Origin of the sequence: Flavobacterium sp. 316, assembly GCF_000967805.1 — a bacterium.
Taxonomy (GTDB): domain Bacteria; phylum Bacteroidota; class Bacteroidia; order Flavobacteriales; family Flavobacteriaceae; genus Flavobacterium; species Flavobacterium sediminilitoris.
Genome location: NZ_JYGZ01000007.1, coordinates 153,661 through 172,751, shown reverse-complemented (window position 1 = coordinate 172,751; position 19,091 = coordinate 153,661). Strand labels below are relative to the sequence as shown.

Genomic DNA, 19,091 nt, shown 5'->3' with positions numbered 1-19,091 from the left:
AATGATAATTGATAAAAATATTAATCCTGAAAGAGATTTATATTATCTAGGAGGAATTTTAATTGACGTTCTTGCAAACAAGAATTCCGTTGATATAGATTATATTGATTTATACCAATCTTTAAATCAAAAACAAGAAATCTCAATAAATTTATATTCACTAACTTTAGACTGGTTATTTATTTTAGGAGTTGTAACCAAAGGGGAAAACGGTAAAATTAAAAAATGTTTTTAAAAGAACTTAAAATAGAAAATAAGCTTGGAGTAATTCGTGAAATATTTTTTCATAAAGGGCTCAACTTAATCGTAGATGAAACTGTTGAAAATAGTAAACAAACTACTGGAAATAATGTTGGCAAAACTACTGTATTAAGACTAGTTGATTTTTGTCTTGGCTCAAGTGGCAAAAACATTTATCAAGATTCTGAATTTAAAGAGCAAGAAAATAATACAGTTAAAGGTTTTTTAATAGATACTCATGTTTTAATTACATTAGTTATTGTTGATGACCTTGACTTTGTAACTGAATCTATAGTAATTAAGAAAAATTTTTTAAAGTATACTAAAAAAATTCAAGAAATTAATGGTAAAAATATTGTAAACGACAAAGAGTTTGATTTAAAACTTAAAGAATTAATATTTAACACTAATGTTGAAAAACCAACATTTAAACAAATTGTCTCTAAAAATATTAGAGATGAAAAAAATAAGCTAACAAACATTGTTAAAGTTTTAAATCCATATACAAAAATTGAAGAATATGAAGCTTTATTCCTGTTTTGGCTTGGAATTAATACAGACACTCACAATCAAAAGGAGTTACTAGGCAAAGAAAAAACACGTGAGGAAAGTTTCCAAAAAAGGTTAAAAAAAGAAGGTGAACTGTCATTAATTGAACAACAACTTGAACTTGTAAATTCTAAAATAGACGAATTACAAAAATTAAAAGCTAACTTCAATTTTAATGAAAAGTTTGAGTCTCAAATAATAGAATTAAACGAGATAAAACTTAATTTATCAAAACTTTCTACTGAATTAAGTAGATTGAATATGAGAAGAGAGTTAATTCTTGAGAGTAAAACAGATTTAGAAACTGAAAAAACAAACATTGACATTAACCAAATTGAATCTTTGTACAACAAGGCTTCGAAACTAATTAATAATTTACAAGTTACTTTTCAAGAAACCGTAAAATTTCATAATGATTTAATTGATGAAAAAATAAAGTATATTGATAAAGAATTACCTAGTTTGACTGAGAAACTACAGTCAATTTCAAGAGAAATAACTTCATTGAGAAGACGAGAAAAGATATTGTCTGTTTTTATAAGTGCCTCTGAATATAGTGATGATTATGATACTATTTTAATTAATTTAAATTCATTATTTGAAACAAAAGGTAATTTAGAAGAAAGAAAAAGGTATTGGATTTCTTCTAACGAAAAGCTTGAGAGAATAAGTGAAGAACTAGAAACAATAAATTCAGAAATTAATTCTAAAGATAATTTAATTCAAAAAAGAATTACACTATTTAATAAGTATTTCACAAAAATATCAAGCGAATTATATGGCGAAGAATATTTATTAAGTACTCAGAAAAATGAAAAAGGCTATGATTTAATTGTTACAAACCTTGAAGGCAATCCTAGTACTGGTAAAAAGAAAGGACAAATTGCTGCATTTGATTTTGCTTACATATTATTTGCACAAGAAATAGAATTAAAAACAATTCATTTCATAATGCATGACCAACTTGAAAACATGCATGATAATCAATTAAGTACAATTTTGATTAATTTAGCAAATTCTATTGACTGTCAATTTGTGTTACCAATTGTAAAAGATAAAATTCCAGCAGATATAGATGTTGATAAATATATTGTACTTAGACTTTCTGAAAACGATAAACTATTTAAAATATAAACAGCTTACAACAACCGTAACTGTTGCACAATCCTTCTAAAAAACTAAATTTTCATCATAGAATCCAGAGTTGAGGGAATTTGTGTGCTAAAACAATACTTCTCAATACGTTTTACACTCAAAGTAACGTGTATCGACAACCACAAACTTGTCATGCTGTAAGCATCCCATTAGTAACTCCATAATATTATACATTAATTTAGGCGTTTTTTATAAAAAGAATATTAAGGTTCTTTTATAACTTCTCGATACGCTACGCACTCGAAGGGACGTAGTTTGTGTTTACTCTGTATTGAAAAGAAATTTTAGTTTTTGCACCACGTCAGTTCGAGTTTTTTTATGAAAAGCGAATAGCAATTTCATAAAAAATGTATCGAGAACAAGGCAACGAAACAATACTTCTCAATACTATTTTCTTTCTTAACAATAAGCCGAAATCAATTCGATTCAAACCTAATTTATTTTGCTTCAAGCAAAACTTAATTACTATTAAACCAAACTCGATTCGTAATAAACCGAATTCAATTAGCATTAAGCAAAATTTAATTACTATTAAGCAAAACTTAACTCATATTAAACTAAACTCGATTAGTAATAAACATAATTTAATTAGCAGTAAACCAAACTTAATTACTATTAAACCGAACTCAATTACTATTAAGCCAAACTTAATTAGTAGTAAACAAATTTGACTTTTAATAAAAAAGAGTATAAAAAAGATATTTTTTTCTTAAACCGTATCTATAAATCTAATCAATACTTTATTTTTGCGCTATGGGAAGAAAGAGAACAGAAAAAATCGTATTCGAAAACGTAAAAGTCCTTGATGCAGGAGCAAAAGGCGTATCGGTAGCAAAAGCACCTGATGGTAAGGTGATTTTTATTCCAAATGTAGTACCTGGCGATGTGGTAGATGTGCAAACAATGAAGAAAAGAAAAGCCTATTATGAAGGAAAAGCAACTACTATTCATGAATTTTCAACAGATCGTGTAGATGTAGTTTGCGATCATTTTGGTGCTTGTGGTGGTTGTAAATGGCAAAACATGCACTACGACAAACAATTATTTTATAAAAATCAGGAAGTTTATAACAATCTAAAAAGGATTGGTAAAATAGAAATGCCCGAATTCGAACCTATTTTAGGCTCAGAAAAACAGTTTTTCTATCGTAATAAAATGGAATTTGGTTTCTCTAATTCGCGCTGGATGACTGATGAAGAAATCAAAAGCGGAAAAGAATTTGAACATAAGAATGCATTAGGTTTTCATATTCCTAGAATGTGGGATAAAATTTTAGATATTGAAAAATGTCATTTGCAACAAGATCCATCTAATGCTATTCGTAATGAAATAAAAGAATTTGCGGTTGCTAATGGCTTAGAGTTTTTTAATCCTCGTGCGCATGAAGGTTTATTACGCACCTTAATGATTCGTACTGCTTCTACTGGCGAAATCATGGTTTTGATTCAATTCTTTAAAGAAGACAAAGAACAAAGAGAATTACTATTGAATTTTCTTGCAGAGCGTTTTCCTGAAATCACTTCCCTACTCTATGTGATTAATGGTAAGCCAAATGATACTATTTATGATCAGGATATAAAACTTTTTAAAGGAAGAGAGTATATTTTAGAAGAAATGGAAGGGTTACATTTTAGTATTAATGCAAAATCATTCTATCAAACTAATTCTGATCAGGCGTATGAATTATATAAAATTACACGTGAGTTTGCAGGATTAACAGGTGAGGAATTGGTTTATGATTTATATACTGGAACAGGAACTATTGCTCAATTCGTTTCAAAGCAAGCAAAAAAAGTAATTGGTGTAGAGGCTGTTCCTGAGGCTATTGCTGATGCTAAAGAAAATGCTAAACGAAACAGTATAACTAATTGTGAGTTCTTCGTGGGAGATATGAAAAATGTTTTCAATGATGATTTTATAAAAACTCACGGTCATCCGGATGTTATTATTACAGATCCTCCAAGAGATGGTATGCACAAAGATGTAGTGGCTCAAATTTTAAAAATTGCTCCTAAAAAAGTGGTCTATGTAAGTTGTAATTCGGCAACACAAGCAAGGGATTTAGCTTTGATGGATGAAATGTACAAAGTAGTACGCGTAAGACCTGTAGATATGTTTCCACAAACACATCATGTGGAAAATGTTGTACTTTTGGAAAAGCGATAAAGAATTATAACAACAATCCAAGTTTAAATAGCCTCTAGGTTGAAAAGAATATAAGTATGAAAAAATATAGCATGATAATGTTGATGGTACTTTTAGCCATTTCTTTTTGGAACTGTGAAAAAGATGATTTGTGTGCAGAAGGAACTCCTACTACACCTAGAGTTGTTATCCAATTCTATGATAATGGAAATGGCACTATGCTTAAAAATGTAACCAATTTAAAAATAGTAGAATTAAGTACTAATAATGCTTTGGTTGCTAATGAAACTTCTACAAATGAAGTATTAAAATATTTGTTCAATACAAACAAAGTGTCTATTCCATTGAGAACAGATGCTGTAGAAACAAAATTTAATTTCATTCATGACAGTGCTGGTACTGGTGAAGCTATTGATGAATTGACTTTTACTTATACCAAAAACGACACTTATATTTCTAGAGCTTGTGGTTATAAAACTACATTTGAAATAACAAATCCTACAACTATTAATAGTACTACAAACTGGATACAAAATATAACGGTAGAAAACGTAAAAATTGAAAACGAAAATGAAACACATATTAAAATATACTTTTAGTTTTGTACTATTCTTGTTTTCTTGGCAAGGATTTTCTCAGGATACTTTACAAGTTAAAAAAGCAACTTTTCCAGATCGTTATGGTTTACGAGTAGGTATTGATTTACACCGATTAACAAAGTCTTTCTATGACAAAGATTATCAAGGCTTAGAAATTGCAGGAGATTATCGTTTAACTAAGAAGTTTTACGTAGCTGGAGAACTAGGTAATGAAGAAAAAACAGTTGATGATGATCGTTTAAATTTTACGGCTAAAGGAAGTTATTTTAAAGCTGGTTTCGACTATAATTCTTATGAAAACTGGCTCGATATGGAAAACATGATTCACGTAGGTTTACGTTATGGTTTTAGTACATTTAGTCAAAATTTAAATTCTTATAAAATATATGATCCTACAAATTTTTATGGTGAAAATATCGTTTTTCCAAATCAAAAATTTGATGGATTAAATGCCAGTTGGATTGAAGTTGTAGGTGGTGTAAAAACAAAACTATTCAATAATTTCTTTTTAGGTTTTTCATTGCGTTTGAATTATTTAATTTCTCAAAAAAAGCCAGAAACTTTTGACAATCTTTATATTCCTGGTTTTAATAGAACCTATGATGGGAAATTTGGAGCAGGTTTTAATTATACACTGAGTTACTTTATCCCTATTTATAAGAAGAATAAAAATTAAGATACTAAAAAAGAGCTTTGAAATTTCAAAGCTCTTTTTTCTTGATAAAAATAAAGGAAATCATGAAAAGGAAGTTGTCTAAAATCAATCTAATAACTATTATATGAAACGTATAATATATGTATAGACAACTTCACAAATTCATTTATAAAACAACCACATCTACATTCCCTATTATTGCCATATCGTTTCCTGTTTCATTATTTTCTCCATCAACATTAAATGAAAAAACGAACTGCAACTTTCCTGTTTTCTCATTAAAATTATAGTTTGAAATTTTAAAATTTGTAACTCCATCATTTACACTATCTGTATTAAAAGAATCATTCAGAAAAAAATATTTTAAATCCTCATTCACAATGGCAAATTCATTAATATTCACTCTGTCCATCACTAATTTTTGAGTTGGCAAATTTGCATCTATCACTTTTAATCTAAAAGAAATATTCGATTCTTGCCTTGTATCACCAGGAAGATATAAAAACCGAAGTGCATAAAAGCTTAAAGTATTTCCTTCTTTAACTAATATGTTTTGATTTTTATAATCTGATTTTTCAATTGGAACAAATTTAAATAATGAAGAATTGGTAAAATCAATATTATCTGCTCTTTTTCCTACTATTGTAAGTAATATAGAACCATATTTTGTATAATCAATAGTCGTGTTTTTTTTAGTCTGAGCAACATTTTCAGTGGTAAAGCTCAATAATAAAAATATTGAAAAACCAACTATGATAAGCATTGAAAAACAAAATAGTATTATTTTAATTCTTTTTGAAGTCATCATCTTATTTTTTACAAATTTCCGATTATCACTAAAAAGAAAAATCACTATTTCTAGTGATTTTTAAATTTTATATTTATTCTTCTTTCTTTCGTTTTATTTTACTTCTTTAATTCCTTTTACGAAAATCCATTTCATGAAGATTTTTTCTCCATCATTTGTTTTTAAATATTGGAATTTTGGACCTAATACTAATGAAATAACAAAGGCTGTAATAGAAAGAACAAACCCTTCTAAATTAGTAATGGATTTTAGAATATATAAAGCAGGAATATAAATAGCTGTAAAACTCAAAAAGTTATAGAAAAATGCTTTTGTTTTTTTACTCATGATATATGCTTTTAAATTTTAATTATCAATTTGAAACTTAGTTCTTTTACTACCTGCGTACATTTCATATTTCACAAAACGAGCTTCTAGTTTTCCGTTAAATAATTTAATTTTTCTACTTGGTTTCAACCCTACAAATTTTAATGCTTCAAGATTTGCTGTAATAAACCAAGCATGTGTGTTTGGATACTTTTGTTTCATAGTATCTCCTATTTCTCTATAAAAACGTTCCATTTCAATATCCAAACGTTCTCCATAAGGTGGATTAAAAACCATATGTAATGGTCCTTCTGTCATTTTCTCAGTTTCAAAGAAATTGGCTTGACGAATGGAAATATATTCATCTAAATTAGCATTGCGAATATTATCTTTGGCTTTTGCTACTGCGCTAGGTGCTTTATCATAACCTGTTATAGTGTAATGAAATTCACGTGTTTTTTTGAATAATGATTCTAATACTTTATCAAATAATTCACTGTCCCAATCTTGCCATTTTTCAAAAGCAAATTCTTTTCGATTTATGTTTGCTGGAATATTACACGCAATCATAGCCGCTTCTGCTAAGATAGTTCCACTTCCACACATTGGATCAATAAAATGACTGGTTCCATCCCATCCTGAAAGTAACAACATTCCTGCTGCTAATACTTCATTTATAGGTGCAATGTTTGTAGCTGTTTTATAACCTCTTCTATGCAATGATTCTCCTGAACTGTCTAAAGAAATAGTAACTAAATCTCTATCAATATGTACATGAATACGTAAATCTGGAAAGTCTTTATCAATGTTTGGTCGTTTTCCTGTATTATCTCTAAATTGATCTACAATTGCATCTTTTGTTTTTAAAGCTACGAATTGACTATGATTAAAATGTTCTGAATGCAATGTTGTTTCTACAACAAATGTTTTATACTCTGTTAAATAATCAGACCAATCTATTTTCTGAATACCATCATATAAACTTTTATCGTTATAGGCTTTAAATGTTTTTATTGGTTTTAAAATTTTTAATGCAGTACGCAAAGCTAAATTTGCTTTATACATAAATCCTTTGTCTCCTACAAAACTAACTACACGTGTTCCTTGTTCTACTTTTTGAGCTCCTAATTGAGTTAATTCTTTTGCTAATATTTCTTCAAAACCAAATAAGGTTTTGGCTACCATTTTAAAATTTTCCATCTTAATATTATCATATAAATTACAATTTTTCAATTGTAAATTTTCTAAAAATTCTAAAATTAAAAATCTATAGTTTCAAAAATTAGAATTAAAGTGCAAAAATACACTAAATTTGCAAGATTAATTAGTGAGAAAAAGAATAATGACAGAAAATATAAAATCTACACCTAAGAAATGGTATGCCTCTTGGTTTGATACACCGTATTATCACATTTTATATAAAGACAGAGATTATAATGAAGCTCAACACTTCATGGATAACTTAACCGGTTATTTAAATTTGCCTGAAAATGCTAAGATATTAGATTTAGCTTGTGGAAAAGGAAGACATTCTATTTACCTAAATTCTTTAGGATATACTGTAACAGGTGCCGATTTATCTGAAAATAGTATTATTGAAGCTTCAAAATCTTCTAATGATACACTTCAATTTAAAGTACATGATATGCGAGAAGTGTGTACTGAAAAATACGATGCTATTTTTAATTTATTTACGAGTTTTGGATACTTTGATGATGATGCTGATAATTTAAAAACATTAAAAGCAATTCATAGTAGCTTAAACGAAACAGGTTTTGCCTGTATCGATTTTATGAATGTGGATTATGTAATTGAAAATTTAGTTCCTGAAGAGATAAAAACAGTAGAAGATATTGATTTTCATATTAAACGATATGTAAAAGACAATCATATTTTTAAAGAAATTAGTTTTACAGCAGATGGTGAAGATTACCATTTTACAGAAAAGGTACAAGCTATTCGATTAGCTGACTTTGAAAAAATGATGGAAGAAGCTGGAATTTATTTATTAGATATTTTTGGAAATTATAAATTACAGAAATTCTTTAAAAATCAATCTGAGCGATTAATTATGATATTCAAATAATGGATTATAGTATTTACTTTTTACCGCTTTTTGCTGTTCTTATAGGATATTTTATAGCCTTATTTTTACGTCCAAAGAGCAAAAAGAATTTGAAATTGTTATTGGCATTTAGTGGTGCATTTCTGCTTTCATTAACTGTAATGCATTTATTACCTGAAGTATATGAAGCCGATTTATATCATTCAGATGGTCACCATCATCATCATAGTAGTCCTATTGGAATATTTATTATGATTGGTATTGTATTTCAAATTGTTTTAGAATATTTTTCAAAAGGTGCCGAACATGGCCACGTTCACGGTCATGATAAAATGCAAGCTATTCCATGGTTGTTATTCTTTAGCCTTTGTTTACATGCGCTTTTAGAAGGAATGCCAATAAGCAATCATAATCATTTGGCCTATGGAATTGCCATTCATCATTTTCCAATTGCAATTATCTTAACTACTTTTTTTGTTAATGCACAATTAAGTAAAAAAGCTATTTTCTTTTTCATGATGATTTTTGCTTTAATGACACCTCTAGGAACCTTTATCTCGGAGAATTTACATTTCTTAAGTAAATATTACACGCAAATTTCAGGAATTGTAATTGGTATTTTATTTCATATTTCTTCCACTATTATCTTTGAAAGTAGTGAAGGTCATAAGTTTAACTTAGCAAAATTAAGCGTCATTGTATTAGGAATTATTTTGGCTTATTTCATGTAAACTTTAGATTTTTTATTCAATCCTTTTTTAACTTGTTTCCTATACATTTAAAAACAAAAATCTTCGTAACTTAGCTACTTTGTACTAAAACCGAACAATGAGTTTTACTAAAACCACAGAACAAGCATCAAAATATCAACATTTAGAACAAATGTCGGTTACTGATTTATTAATCAATATTAATAATGAAGATAAAACAGTTCCTCTTGCTGTTGAAAAAGCATTACCACAAATTGAATCTTTAGTCACTGAAATTACTACCAAAATGAAACAAGGTGGTCGCTTATTTTATATAGGCGCTGGAACTTCAGGAAGACTGGGAATAGTTGATGCTTCAGAATGTCCTCCTACATTTGGAGTTCCTTTTGATTTGGTAATCGGAATTATTGCTGGTGGCGATTTAGCTATAAGAAAAGCAGTTGAAAATGCAGAAGACAATACAGAACAAGCTTGGCTAGATTTACAAGCATTTACAATTACTAAAAATGATGTTGTTATAGGAATTGCAGCTTCTGGAACAACTCCTTATGTTGTAAGTGGTTTAGAAAAATGCAATGAAAATGGTATTAGTACAGGTTGTATTACTTGTAATGCAGGAAGTCCATTAGCCTTAACAGCAAAATTTCCTATTGAAGTGGTTGTAGGACCTGAGTTTGTAACAGGTAGTAGTAGAATGAAAGCAGGAACAGCTCAAAAACTAGTACTCAATATGATTTCTACGGCAACTATGATACAACTAGGAAAAGTAAAAGGCAACAAAATGGTTGACATGCAACTGAGTAACAACAAATTAGTTGACAGAGGAGTTAGAATGATAATGGACGAAATATCTGTTGATTATACATTAGCAGAACAATTACTAAAACAACATGGCAGTGTTAGAAATGCTGTTGACAATTATAAACAAACAAATTAATACTATGCAAAAAACATTTTTAATTTTTGGTCTGCTTCTTTCTGGTTTCATGTTTTCTCAACAAATTGAAATAATAGACAAGAAGTTTTATATTGAAGGAGACATATTTACAAGCACGATATTAAAAATATATTAGCCGCAAATCCTGAAGCTTTAAATATGTATAAAAAATCGAAAAGAAAAGAAGCTGTTGGAGGTTTTTTATTAGGAGCTGGAATTGGACTAATTGTTGGGGATGTTGTAAAAGGCCTAGTTTCTGATGTTGATTATCCTTCTGGTTTTACTTATGTTGGTGCTGGATTGATTGCTGTATCAATCCCTGTTTTATCTGGACGAAAGAAAATGTTGAATACTAGTATTGAAATTTATAATGAAGGTGTGAAAGGGAGTACGCCAACTCTTGGATATAATTTTGATATGAATATTATCACTAATCAAAATGGAATTGGTTTGAACATAACCTTTTAAATTTGAAGAAAAGAAGAAAATATTACAATAGCAAAGTTTTTCTTTTTGCTTCAATACTTACTATTTTTTTAGTGAGTAGCTATTCTTTATTTTCCAACAAAACGTTTCAGTATTGTTCCAATGAAAATTATCTTTTAGGCATTCATGATTCATTACCTGTAATTGAAATTAATTACAACAATTACAGAAATGACATATTAGAAGAAATTGCAATAAAATTAAAAAAAGAAACTTGTTGCGAACTTAATGAATTTTTATTGAAATTGAGTACTAATGAAACAGTAAATGTAACACTTTTTAATTATTGTAAGAGCTGTGATGTAATATGCGGTAATAAATCATTTACTCGAATTTTACTGAATAGAGATAACCAATTATTAGTAAATGAAAGACCAATTGAAAATGATTCTCTTACTAACTATCTTCATAATTTGTTAAAAAAACCAGATACAGACTATAATTATGTTGAGAATTGTATGCTATACTGGGATTTAACTACTGACAAAGATTATATAGAAAAAACGTTTATAGCTATTAAAAAATCCTACCAACTATACTATGAAGAAATGGCTCTTCAAAAATTTGGAAAACAGATTTGTGAACTAGCCCAAAAAGAACTCGAAGAAATAAAAAGAAAAGAATTGAGTATTTATCTAGGTGTAGGAAATCGAATTTTCGAGCCATTGCCTCCACCACCACCTCCAAACAAACAAAACTATGGGAACAAATAGAAAATTATTAGCCAAAGGCATTAAATATTTATCAGGCTGCTTACCTTTGTTATTTATTGGCCCAGTTGTAATAAATAGTTCGTTTAAAAATGAAGAAAGCCCTTTATTTCCTTATGTTTTAGGTTTGGGAATTATGATAAGTGGCATAGCTATTTTTTTAGGTTTTAAAGGCATAAATACTATAATGAAAAGCTTATTTGATGGAAATAAATAACATATACTTAGCAAGTGTAAAAAAGCAAATGCTTTATTACAAAACTATCGCAGAAAAAGCAATTGATCAATTAGAAACAGAACAACTTTTTATTTCGGTAAACGAAGATACAAACTCAATTGCTACAATTATAAAGCACATGTCAGGCAATATGCTGTCGCGTTGGACTGATTTCTTAACTACAGATGGTGAAAAAGAATGGAGAATGAGAGATGCTGAATTTATGAATTTTAATAGTTCAAAAGACGAGTTAATGCAACTATGGAACATTGGTTGGGATTGTTTTTTTAATACCCTAAATAAATTAGAACCACATCAATTAACACAAATTATTTATATTAGAAACGAAGGTCAAACAGCTTTAGATGCTATTAATAGACAATTAGCTCATTATCCTTACCATATTGGTCAGATTGTATTTTATGCTAAAATGCTAAAGCAAAGTGATTGGGACAGTTTATCTATTCCAAAAAATAAGTCGAATGAATATAATGCTGATAAGTTTGCTAAAGATAAGAGTGTGAAACATTTTACTGATGATGAACTAAATAAGCTTCAAAATAAATAATAGCAATTATAAAACTACATTACCTATGTCCTTTTCAACTACTAGAATAGTATTTATTTTATTTACATTTACATTAGTTTCTTGTTATAATCAAGATCGAGATTGTAAAGATTTTAAAACAGGTTCATTTGAATTTACGCAAGAGATTGATGGAAAAAGTGAAACTTCTCACTTTGAACGAAACGATTCAATACAAATTGAAACTTTCAGAGGAAAAACAGATACTCTTTCTGTAAGATGGATAAATGATTGTGAATATATTGTAAAAAATATTCATCCAAAAAATAGAGCTGAGAAAAAAGCAATTCATATTAAAATACTAACTACCAGCGATGAAGGTTATGTTTTTGAATATGCATTTGTAGGTGAAGCAAAAAAACAACGAGGAACTGTAACAAAAGTGAAGTAGTTTACGTTTAACTAAAGTGTTTTAAAAAAAAACAAACCAAAACCAATTTAATTACTATGGAAATTTTAATGAATCCAGATGCTTGGATAGCACTATTAACTTTAACTTTTTTGGAAATTGTTCTTGGAATTGATAACATCATTTTCATATCAATTGTAACAGGTAAATTACCAGAAGAAAAACGTAAAAAAGCAACTCGAATAGGTCTTTTCCTTGCTATGTTTATGCGAATTGCTTTGCTTTTTGGTATTACTTTATTAATTGCTATGAAAGCTCCTTGGTTTAGTTTTGATTTTGGTTGGTTCTCTGCTGAAATTACGGGTCAAGCTTTAATTTTACTTTTGGGTGGATTGTTCTTAATTTATAAAAGTACTAAAGAAATACATGAAAAAGTAGATCATAAAGGAGAAGAAGAAAAACAGATGAAAACCAATGCTACTGCAACTTTTAGTAGTGTAATTGGACAAATTTTGTTGATTGATTTAATTTTCTCTGTAGATAGTATTTTAACAGCCGTAGGTATGACTAATGGTGTAGAAGGAGCTTTAATAATTATGATTACAGCAGTTGTAATTTCAGTTGGAGTTATGATGTTATTTGCTGTTCCTGTTGGAAACTTTGTAAATAAAAACCCTTCTATTCAAATTTTAGGATTAGCTTTCTTAATCTTAATTGGTTTTATGTTAATTACAGAAAGTATGCACTTGTCAAATGCTGAATTAGCAGGACAACATGTAGGTGCTGTACCAAAAGGTTATTTATATTTTGCTATTGCTTTTTCACTAGCTGTAGAGTTTTTAAATATGAAAATGAGAAAGAAAAAATAAATCTTCGTTTAAAATTATAGATAACTTAAAAAAAAGATAACCGTTCATTTTCTGAACGGTTATCTTTTTTTTAATACTTATCTGTTAAGGTTTTTAGAAAAACAATCAAATCTTCTTTTTCTTGATTTGTAAGATTCAACTTGTCAGGAGGAAGTGTTTGGTATTCTAATTCTATTCCTAAACCAGTTGCTCCACCTTTATCATAGAAATCTATAATTTCTTCTAATGTTGTATAAACTCCATTGTGCATATAAGGAGCTGTTTTTTCAATATTTCGAACTGTGGGTGTTTTAAAGAAAAACTTACGTTGTTCTGTTTTATAAACGCCATATCGTCCTAAATCATCATCAATTTCTGCATTGATTGTGTCTTTTGATTTTGGAACGCCTATTAATTCTATTTCTGATTCTTTAAAAAGTGTTGGAACTAATCCGTTAAATAATGGTGCAAAATGACACGTTGCACATTTTGCTTTTCCTGTAAAAATATTAAATCCATTAATCTCCTTTTTAGTTAAAGAGTTTTCTTTTCCTTGCATATTCAAATCAAATTTTGAATTGAATGGGCTTAATGACATAATATAAGAAGCAATAGCATTTCTAATAATATGGTTGTCAATTTCTTTTGCATATATTTTTTTAAATGCTTCCTTGTAATTATCGTTTTCAATAACTCTTTTTTCTAAGTCATTAAGTGATAAATGAAACTCATTTGGATTATTTACAACGTCTATAATTTGTCCTTCTAAACTTCCTGTTCTTTTATCATGAAAAAAGCCTTTTTGTAAAGCAGCATAAAACAATGTAGGTGAATTTCTAGTTGTTCCTGGTGATTTTGCTAATCCATCTGTAAAATATAATTCTTGTTTATGACAAGTTGCACAACTAATATCTTTTTTATTAGATAATGAAGTGTCTTCAAAAAGGAGTTTTCCTAATGCTACTTTATCGGCTTCTACAGGATTTCCTTTTTGATCTGTAAAATAATTAATATTAAAGGTTTCATTAGAAAACAAATTACTTGTTTCATAATTTATGGCTTGCTTAAATGGAAATGTTACTTTCCAATCGGTAACGGTTTCTTTCCAAATTTCCAGAGCTTTTTGTGTGCGATTTTTAATAAATGAATAACGATCGAAATCTTGAAATGTTCTTTTTTCTAAATCTATTATACTTTGATTTATCTCTTTTTGCCATTCTTGATATAATTCTTTCTTTTCAAATTCGGTTTCAAAAAGTGTTATCATTTTTTGTATAGATTTATAAACCGTTTGGCTTTCGGTTAAGGAATTTTCTAAAACTGGTGAATCAAAACCTGTTATTCCTGTTAATGCAATTCGGTTTATAGCATCACGCAAAATCCAAAGAACATGATGCTTTTTTAAAAATTGTAGGGTTTGATTCTTATATAAAAACTTTAATCTTATTGCTGTTGTTTCAACTTGTTTTGTTAATTCAACCTCATCTACCTTTTCATCAAATAATAATTCTTCAATAACCTGAAAGCCTGTTGGTTCTTTAATTTTTATATCTGTAAAATCTTCTTCTTCAACTTTTAAAATATTCGGTTGGTTCAAATATCCATAATTTTCAGAATCTACAAATGCTAAAATTGGTTCACATATTTTAAAATGCATTCTTGCTTTTAAATACATTTTTTTCTTTTCGTCAATTGAAGCAGCATTATTTAGTTTATCTAAAGCATTTGATGTGTTTAATAGTTCTGCTTTGAAGTCTTTTTCTAATTTTTTGTAAACTGTAGTTTCTTCATAAGTTGTTTCGTTTTTACAACTTATTAAAAAAGCCAAAAGGCTATATAAAAATATAGCCTTTAAGTTATTTATTTTCAATATTTTAATCATATTATCGCTCTAAACCTTTTATAAGATATAATACACTTGCTTCACTACTATCTGTGCTTGGGTTTGCATTTACATCTGTAAAACTTGCGTTTTCCCAACCATGATTTTGCGTACAAATTAAGAAACTTCCTTCAACTCCAATAATATCAGATACATCGATCATTCCTGTTAGTTCCCATAAACTACTTGCTGAACCATAACCTGCATTTTGAGCTGCATTTTGATCGCATTCTAAAACTACTTTTAATGCTCCTGTATTTAAATTATATTGGTATAAATATGAAAAGTGCGTTTTATCTGCTGTATCTGGATATCCGTTAGGATCTTCTTGAATGTAGGCATAATCTTTTGTTACAACTATATTGTCTGGACTATGAAATTGTCTTGCAACTCCTGATAATTTATCGCCATCTAAAACACATGTAATAGTAGCTATTTTAGGATCATTTGCATCTAGAATTACTTTATAAATTCTACCATAGAACGATCCTTTTCCTGTTAATGCAGTTGATTTTCTTCCTGTTACAGCAAAGTAAATTTCTCTATTAGCGGAAGCCGATCCTTTTCTGTAATCAATATCTTCTACTCTTGAGAATCCCATAATGCCATTATCTCTAGACTCTTGTTCTAGCTCATTTAATGTTCTTTCATTATATTCAACAAATTCTACTGGATATGTAACACCTTCTTGCATGTCCATTTCAAAGTTGATTCCTGCTTCAGTAACTTTTAATCCATATAAATTTCCACTAGCTAAATCTCCTCTATTTCCTACATACATTGCTAATTGTCCGGATGGAGTTGTGTTATCACTTGTATCGTCTCCTATGAAAGCTACTGTTTTATTTGGATATGCATCTTTACCTATCACTACTGCATTTTCAGTAGACCATTGTCCTAAAGCTGGTAATAATGTAGCTAATTCTGCGTTTTCAGCACTTTTAAATGGATCGGTAGCAAAAACTCCTTTCGAAGCTCCACCCCATTCTCCTCCTGAAAGGAATAATGGACCAAATCCATGCTCTTCTGGTGTTACTAATGAACCTGAACATTGCGCTGTACGTGCTGTAGCTGCTGCATTTAAAATATATTCTCCCTTTACTGGTTTGAATGTTTTATCAAATGAAATTCTTGCGATAGAATAATCTGCTTCAATATTATTGATTAAAGAAAAAGTACCATCACTGTTTTTCATTAATCCCATTCCGTCTGCCATTGAACCATATACAAAATTAGGAGATTGTGTAAGTTGGTCTTCTGAGCTTAATATTGAATAAATTTCAATATTTTCAAAACCTGATTTTTTAGCTAAAAAAACTGGAGTTTCGGAATGATTGGCTAAAACGACTTTTTCTTCAGTTTCGACATTTGAATCATCATCTTGGTTACAAGAAATGACCATCACTGACATAGTACATAATAATAAAGTCTTAAAATTTGTTTTCATAATAGTAATTGGTTGTTTTTAATGTCCCAAAACTACTTTATGAGTGTAAACAAATAGTAAATTGCTTGTTACGCTTACTACATTCTTATTTTATCAAAAGGTTACTATCTTAATTTTCTATTAATTAAATATCAATTTTCTTTTTTACTTATTAATAGTTTAAATTAACTCCAAATCCAATACCCATATCGCTATCATAATGAGTTGTTATTCCGATATTTTTACTTGCAATATATTTGAATCCGGTCATATATTCTTTATCTGTATTGATCATAAATGCCATTCGTAATCGCTTTGAAATGGGAATATCTTCACGCATTAGTTGTAATCTAACATTACCATCATGATAAACTTCGGCTTGAAAATTAACCAATAAAGGCAACGTATATACAAAACCTAAACTAGCTTGGATTCGTTTATCTTTTGTACTTTTTTGTCCAAAAAGATTTTCTTCAATTTCTCCAGAATCTAATTTTCGATAACGTGCGTCAAAACCAATAAATGGCATAAACCATTGGTTTCTTCCAATATAACGACCAATATGTGTTTCCGATTCATAACCGTGATGGTCATTATAACCTAATCTCCATTCGGAATTTATACTCCAACGCGTGTTTTGCAACATTATTTGTCCGTCATTTCCGTTGGTTGCAAAATCATTTTCTGCCATGAAATGAAACTGATTGCTTTCGGTTTGCAATTTTTTATAAGCTTTTTCTTTATTCGGTAAATAAGGATTAGGTTGCGAATCTTCATAGCTAAAAACACGATTCATTCCTGCCATCATGTGATATAGAATATGACAATGAAAAAACCAATCGCCATCTGCATTGGCTTCAAATTCTATAACATCTGTTTCCATTGGCATAATGTCCAATACATTTTTTAAAGGGGCATAATCTCCTTGTCCATTTAAAACTCTAAAATCATGACCATGTAAATGCATTGGATGGCGCATCATGGAATTATTATACAAAGTAATACGAAGTATTTCTCCTTTTTTTATCAAAATTTTATCGGTTTCCGCCATTACTTTGTTATCCATACTCCAAACATAACGGTTCATATTTCCGGTTAATTCAAAGCGAAGTTCACGAACTGGAGCCTCTTTTGGTAATGTTGTTTTTGTAGACGATTTTAACATACCGTAGTTTAAGGTAACAATATCTGATGCTGTTGAATTCATATTGTGTTTTGAATGATCCATTCCTTCCCTATTCATTCCTTCATGCTTCTCTTTCTTTGTTTTTTGACTGTTTCCTGTAATTTCAGGATACATCACGGTATTCATGTCCATTTTTTGAAAACTCATATCCATTCCCATGTCGTCCATAGTTCCATCCATATTCATCATATCATTCATCATTTTCATCCCTTCAAAATATTTTAATTTTGGCATTGGACTCACTAATTGTTTAATTCCTTTACCTATGTAAATAGAGGTAGATTTTGTTCTATCTTCTGGAGTTGCTAAAAATTCATACGAAGTATTTTCCGCAGGAATTGTTACAATAACATCATACGTTTCAGAAACACCAATAATTAATCGGTCAACTTCTACTGGTTCTACATCATTTCCATCATTGGCTACAACAGTTATTTTTCCACCTGCATATTTTAACCAAAAATAGGATGAAGCACCACCATTAGCTATTCGTAAACGAACTCTATCTCCTGCTTTGAATTGAGATAATTGACTTTCATGCTGTCCGTTTATTAAAAACTTATCATAATACACATCACTAACATCCATGGCAAGCATACGTTTCCATTCGTTTGTCAATTTTGTCTTAAAATGCCCTTCTCGAATAGCTTCAGCATAACTTTGGGTTGTTCCTTTTTTTATTGCAAACCAATCGGAAGCGTTATGCAACATGCGATGTACATTGTTCGGATTATAATCTGTCCATTCACTTAATATTATTGGAACTTGTGGAAGATCATCAATTCCAGTTCTAAAAGTTAGGTCATCTTGCTTTTTCTTTAAAATTAAAGAACCATACATTCCTATTTGTTCTTGCATACCACTGTGACTATGATACCAGTGTGTTCCTGATTGAATAATTGGAAAACGATATACATGTTTGGTTCCTGGTTCAATAGGCATTTGTGTTAAAAACGGCACACCATCTTCTTTATTAGGCAAATACAATCCGTGCCAATGTAAGGATGTTGATTCTTTCAATTCATTATACACATGAATTTCTGCAATATCACCTTCTGTAAATGTTAGTGTTGGCATTGGAATTTGTCCGTTTACCGCAATTGCCCTTTTTTCTTTTCCTGAAAAATTAACAATTGTATCTTTAACGTATAAATCATATCGTACCACATTTTGTGCATACATTGTAATTGTTACTACAAATAATATAACTGTGGCTATTCTTTTTTTCATTT

20 protein-coding genes are annotated in these 19,091 nt (G+C 29.2%); 14 read left to right on the top strand and 6 right to left on the bottom strand.

Going from position 1 to position 19,091, the window contains the following annotated elements; translation table 11 throughout:
• Window position 1 precedes the first annotated feature (1 nt).
• The 5 genes from SY27_RS15970 (at window position 2) to SY27_RS15950 (ending at window position 5,364) form a co-directional block, all read left to right on the top strand.
• The gene (locus SY27_RS15970) at window positions 2-235 is read left to right on the top strand and encodes an ABC-three component system middle component 6 (protein WP_045972192.1); all 234 of its coding nucleotides are present in this window, start codon (window positions 2-4) and stop codon (window positions 233-235) included.
• Window positions 226-1,923, top strand: a complete 1,698-nt coding sequence (locus SY27_RS15965) for a DUF2326 domain-containing protein (protein ID WP_045972190.1) — start codon at window positions 226-228, stop codon at window positions 1,921-1,923. Before SY27_RS15970 ends, SY27_RS15965 begins: the two co-directional genes overlap by 10 nt.
• A gap of 774 nt (window positions 1,924-2,697) precedes the next feature.
• On the top strand, window positions 2,698-4,110 hold the full coding sequence (rlmD, locus tag SY27_RS15960; protein WP_045972188.1) for a 23S rRNA (uracil(1939)-C(5))-methyltransferase RlmD: 1,413 nt from the start codon (window positions 2,698-2,700) through the stop codon (window positions 4,108-4,110).
• 56 nt (window positions 4,111-4,166) lie between these two features.
• Window positions 4,167-4,688: a DUF6452 family protein gene (locus tag SY27_RS15955; protein ID WP_045972185.1), complete on the top strand. Its 522-nt coding sequence runs from the start codon at window positions 4,167-4,169 to the stop codon at window positions 4,686-4,688.
• On the top strand, window positions 4,660-5,364 hold the full coding sequence (locus tag SY27_RS15950; RefSeq protein ID WP_045972183.1) for a DUF6048 family protein: 705 nt from the start codon (window positions 4,660-4,662) through the stop codon (window positions 5,362-5,364). Before SY27_RS15955 ends, SY27_RS15950 begins: the two co-directional genes overlap by 29 nt.
• A gap of 145 nt (window positions 5,365-5,509) precedes the next feature.
• Here SY27_RS15950 and SY27_RS15945 read toward each other — a convergent pair whose 3' ends face one another.
• The 3 genes from SY27_RS15945 to SY27_RS15935 form a co-directional block, all read right to left on the bottom strand.
• Window positions 5,510-6,151, bottom strand: a complete 642-nt coding sequence (locus SY27_RS15945; protein WP_235271002.1) for a hypothetical protein — start codon at window positions 6,149-6,151, stop codon at window positions 5,510-5,512.
• Window positions 6,152-6,244: 93 nt separating this feature from the next.
• Complete coding sequence (locus tag SY27_RS15940; protein ID WP_045972179.1) at window positions 6,245-6,478, bottom strand: hypothetical protein; 234 nt, start codon at window positions 6,476-6,478, stop codon at window positions 6,245-6,247.
• 18 nt (window positions 6,479-6,496) lie between these two features.
• Window positions 6,497-7,657: a class I SAM-dependent RNA methyltransferase gene (locus SY27_RS15935; protein ID WP_045972177.1), complete on the bottom strand. Its 1,161-nt coding sequence runs from the start codon at window positions 7,655-7,657 to the stop codon at window positions 6,497-6,499.
• Between the two features lie 142 nt (window positions 7,658-7,799).
• Between SY27_RS15935 and SY27_RS15930 the strand changes: the two genes are divergently transcribed.
• The 9 genes from SY27_RS15930 (at window position 7,800) to SY27_RS15890 (ending at window position 13,386) form a co-directional block, all read left to right on the top strand.
• Complete coding sequence (locus SY27_RS15930) at window positions 7,800-8,543, top strand: class I SAM-dependent methyltransferase (protein ID WP_045972175.1); 744 nt, start codon at window positions 7,800-7,802, stop codon at window positions 8,541-8,543.
• Window positions 8,543-9,253 (top strand): ZIP family metal transporter, encoded by a 711-nt coding sequence (locus SY27_RS15925; protein WP_045972173.1) that lies wholly within the window; start codon window positions 8,543-8,545, stop codon window positions 9,251-9,253. Before SY27_RS15930 ends, SY27_RS15925 begins: the two co-directional genes overlap by 1 nt.
• A 97-nt stretch (window positions 9,254-9,350) precedes the next feature.
• Window positions 9,351-10,169, top strand: coding sequence for an N-acetylmuramic acid 6-phosphate etherase (gene murQ, locus SY27_RS15920; RefSeq protein WP_045972171.1), 819 nt, complete (start codon window positions 9,351-9,353; stop codon window positions 10,167-10,169).
• A 159-nt stretch (window positions 10,170-10,328) separates the two neighbouring features.
• Window positions 10,329-10,637 (top strand): hypothetical protein, encoded by a 309-nt coding sequence (locus SY27_RS15915; protein WP_045972170.1) that lies wholly within the window; start codon window positions 10,329-10,331, stop codon window positions 10,635-10,637.
• Between the two features lie 2 nt (window positions 10,638-10,639).
• Entirely contained in the window at window positions 10,640-11,368 is a 729-nt protein-coding gene (locus SY27_RS15910) for a hypothetical protein (RefSeq protein ID WP_045972168.1), read from the top strand.
• Window positions 11,355-11,582, top strand: coding sequence for a DUF6095 family protein (locus SY27_RS15905; RefSeq protein WP_045972166.1), 228 nt, complete (start codon window positions 11,355-11,357; stop codon window positions 11,580-11,582). The genes SY27_RS15910 and SY27_RS15905 overlap by 14 nt, the downstream gene beginning before the upstream one ends.
• Window positions 11,569-12,150 (top strand): DUF1572 family protein, encoded by a 582-nt coding sequence (locus SY27_RS15900; protein WP_045972164.1) that lies wholly within the window; start codon window positions 11,569-11,571, stop codon window positions 12,148-12,150. Before SY27_RS15905 ends, SY27_RS15900 begins: the two co-directional genes overlap by 14 nt.
• A 25-nt stretch (window positions 12,151-12,175) precedes the next feature.
• Window positions 12,176-12,559 (top strand): hypothetical protein, encoded by a 384-nt coding sequence (locus SY27_RS15895; RefSeq protein ID WP_045972162.1) that lies wholly within the window; start codon window positions 12,176-12,178, stop codon window positions 12,557-12,559.
• A gap of 56 nt (window positions 12,560-12,615) precedes the next feature.
• Entirely contained in the window at window positions 12,616-13,386 is a 771-nt protein-coding gene (locus SY27_RS15890) for a TerC family protein (RefSeq protein ID WP_045972160.1), read from the top strand.
• A 70-nt stretch (window positions 13,387-13,456) separates the two neighbouring features.
• Here SY27_RS15890 and SY27_RS15885 read toward each other — a convergent pair whose 3' ends face one another.
• From SY27_RS15885 to SY27_RS15875, 3 genes are all read right to left on the bottom strand, one after another.
• Window positions 13,457-15,247 carry a cytochrome-c peroxidase gene (locus SY27_RS15885; RefSeq protein ID WP_045972158.1) on the bottom strand — a complete coding sequence of 597 codons (1,791 nt, stop codon included), beginning with the start codon at window positions 15,245-15,247 and terminating at the stop codon, window positions 13,457-13,459.
• Between the two features lies 1 nt (window position 15,248).
• A complete protein-coding gene (locus SY27_RS15880) occupies window positions 15,249-16,694 on the bottom strand; it encodes an alkaline phosphatase PhoX (RefSeq protein ID WP_045972155.1) in 1,446 nt (481 codons plus the stop codon).
• Between the two features lie 151 nt (window positions 16,695-16,845).
• Entirely contained in the window at window positions 16,846-19,089 is a 2,244-nt protein-coding gene (locus SY27_RS15875; protein WP_045972153.1) for a multicopper oxidase family protein, read from the bottom strand.
• Window positions 19,090-19,091: the final 2 nt, after the last annotated feature.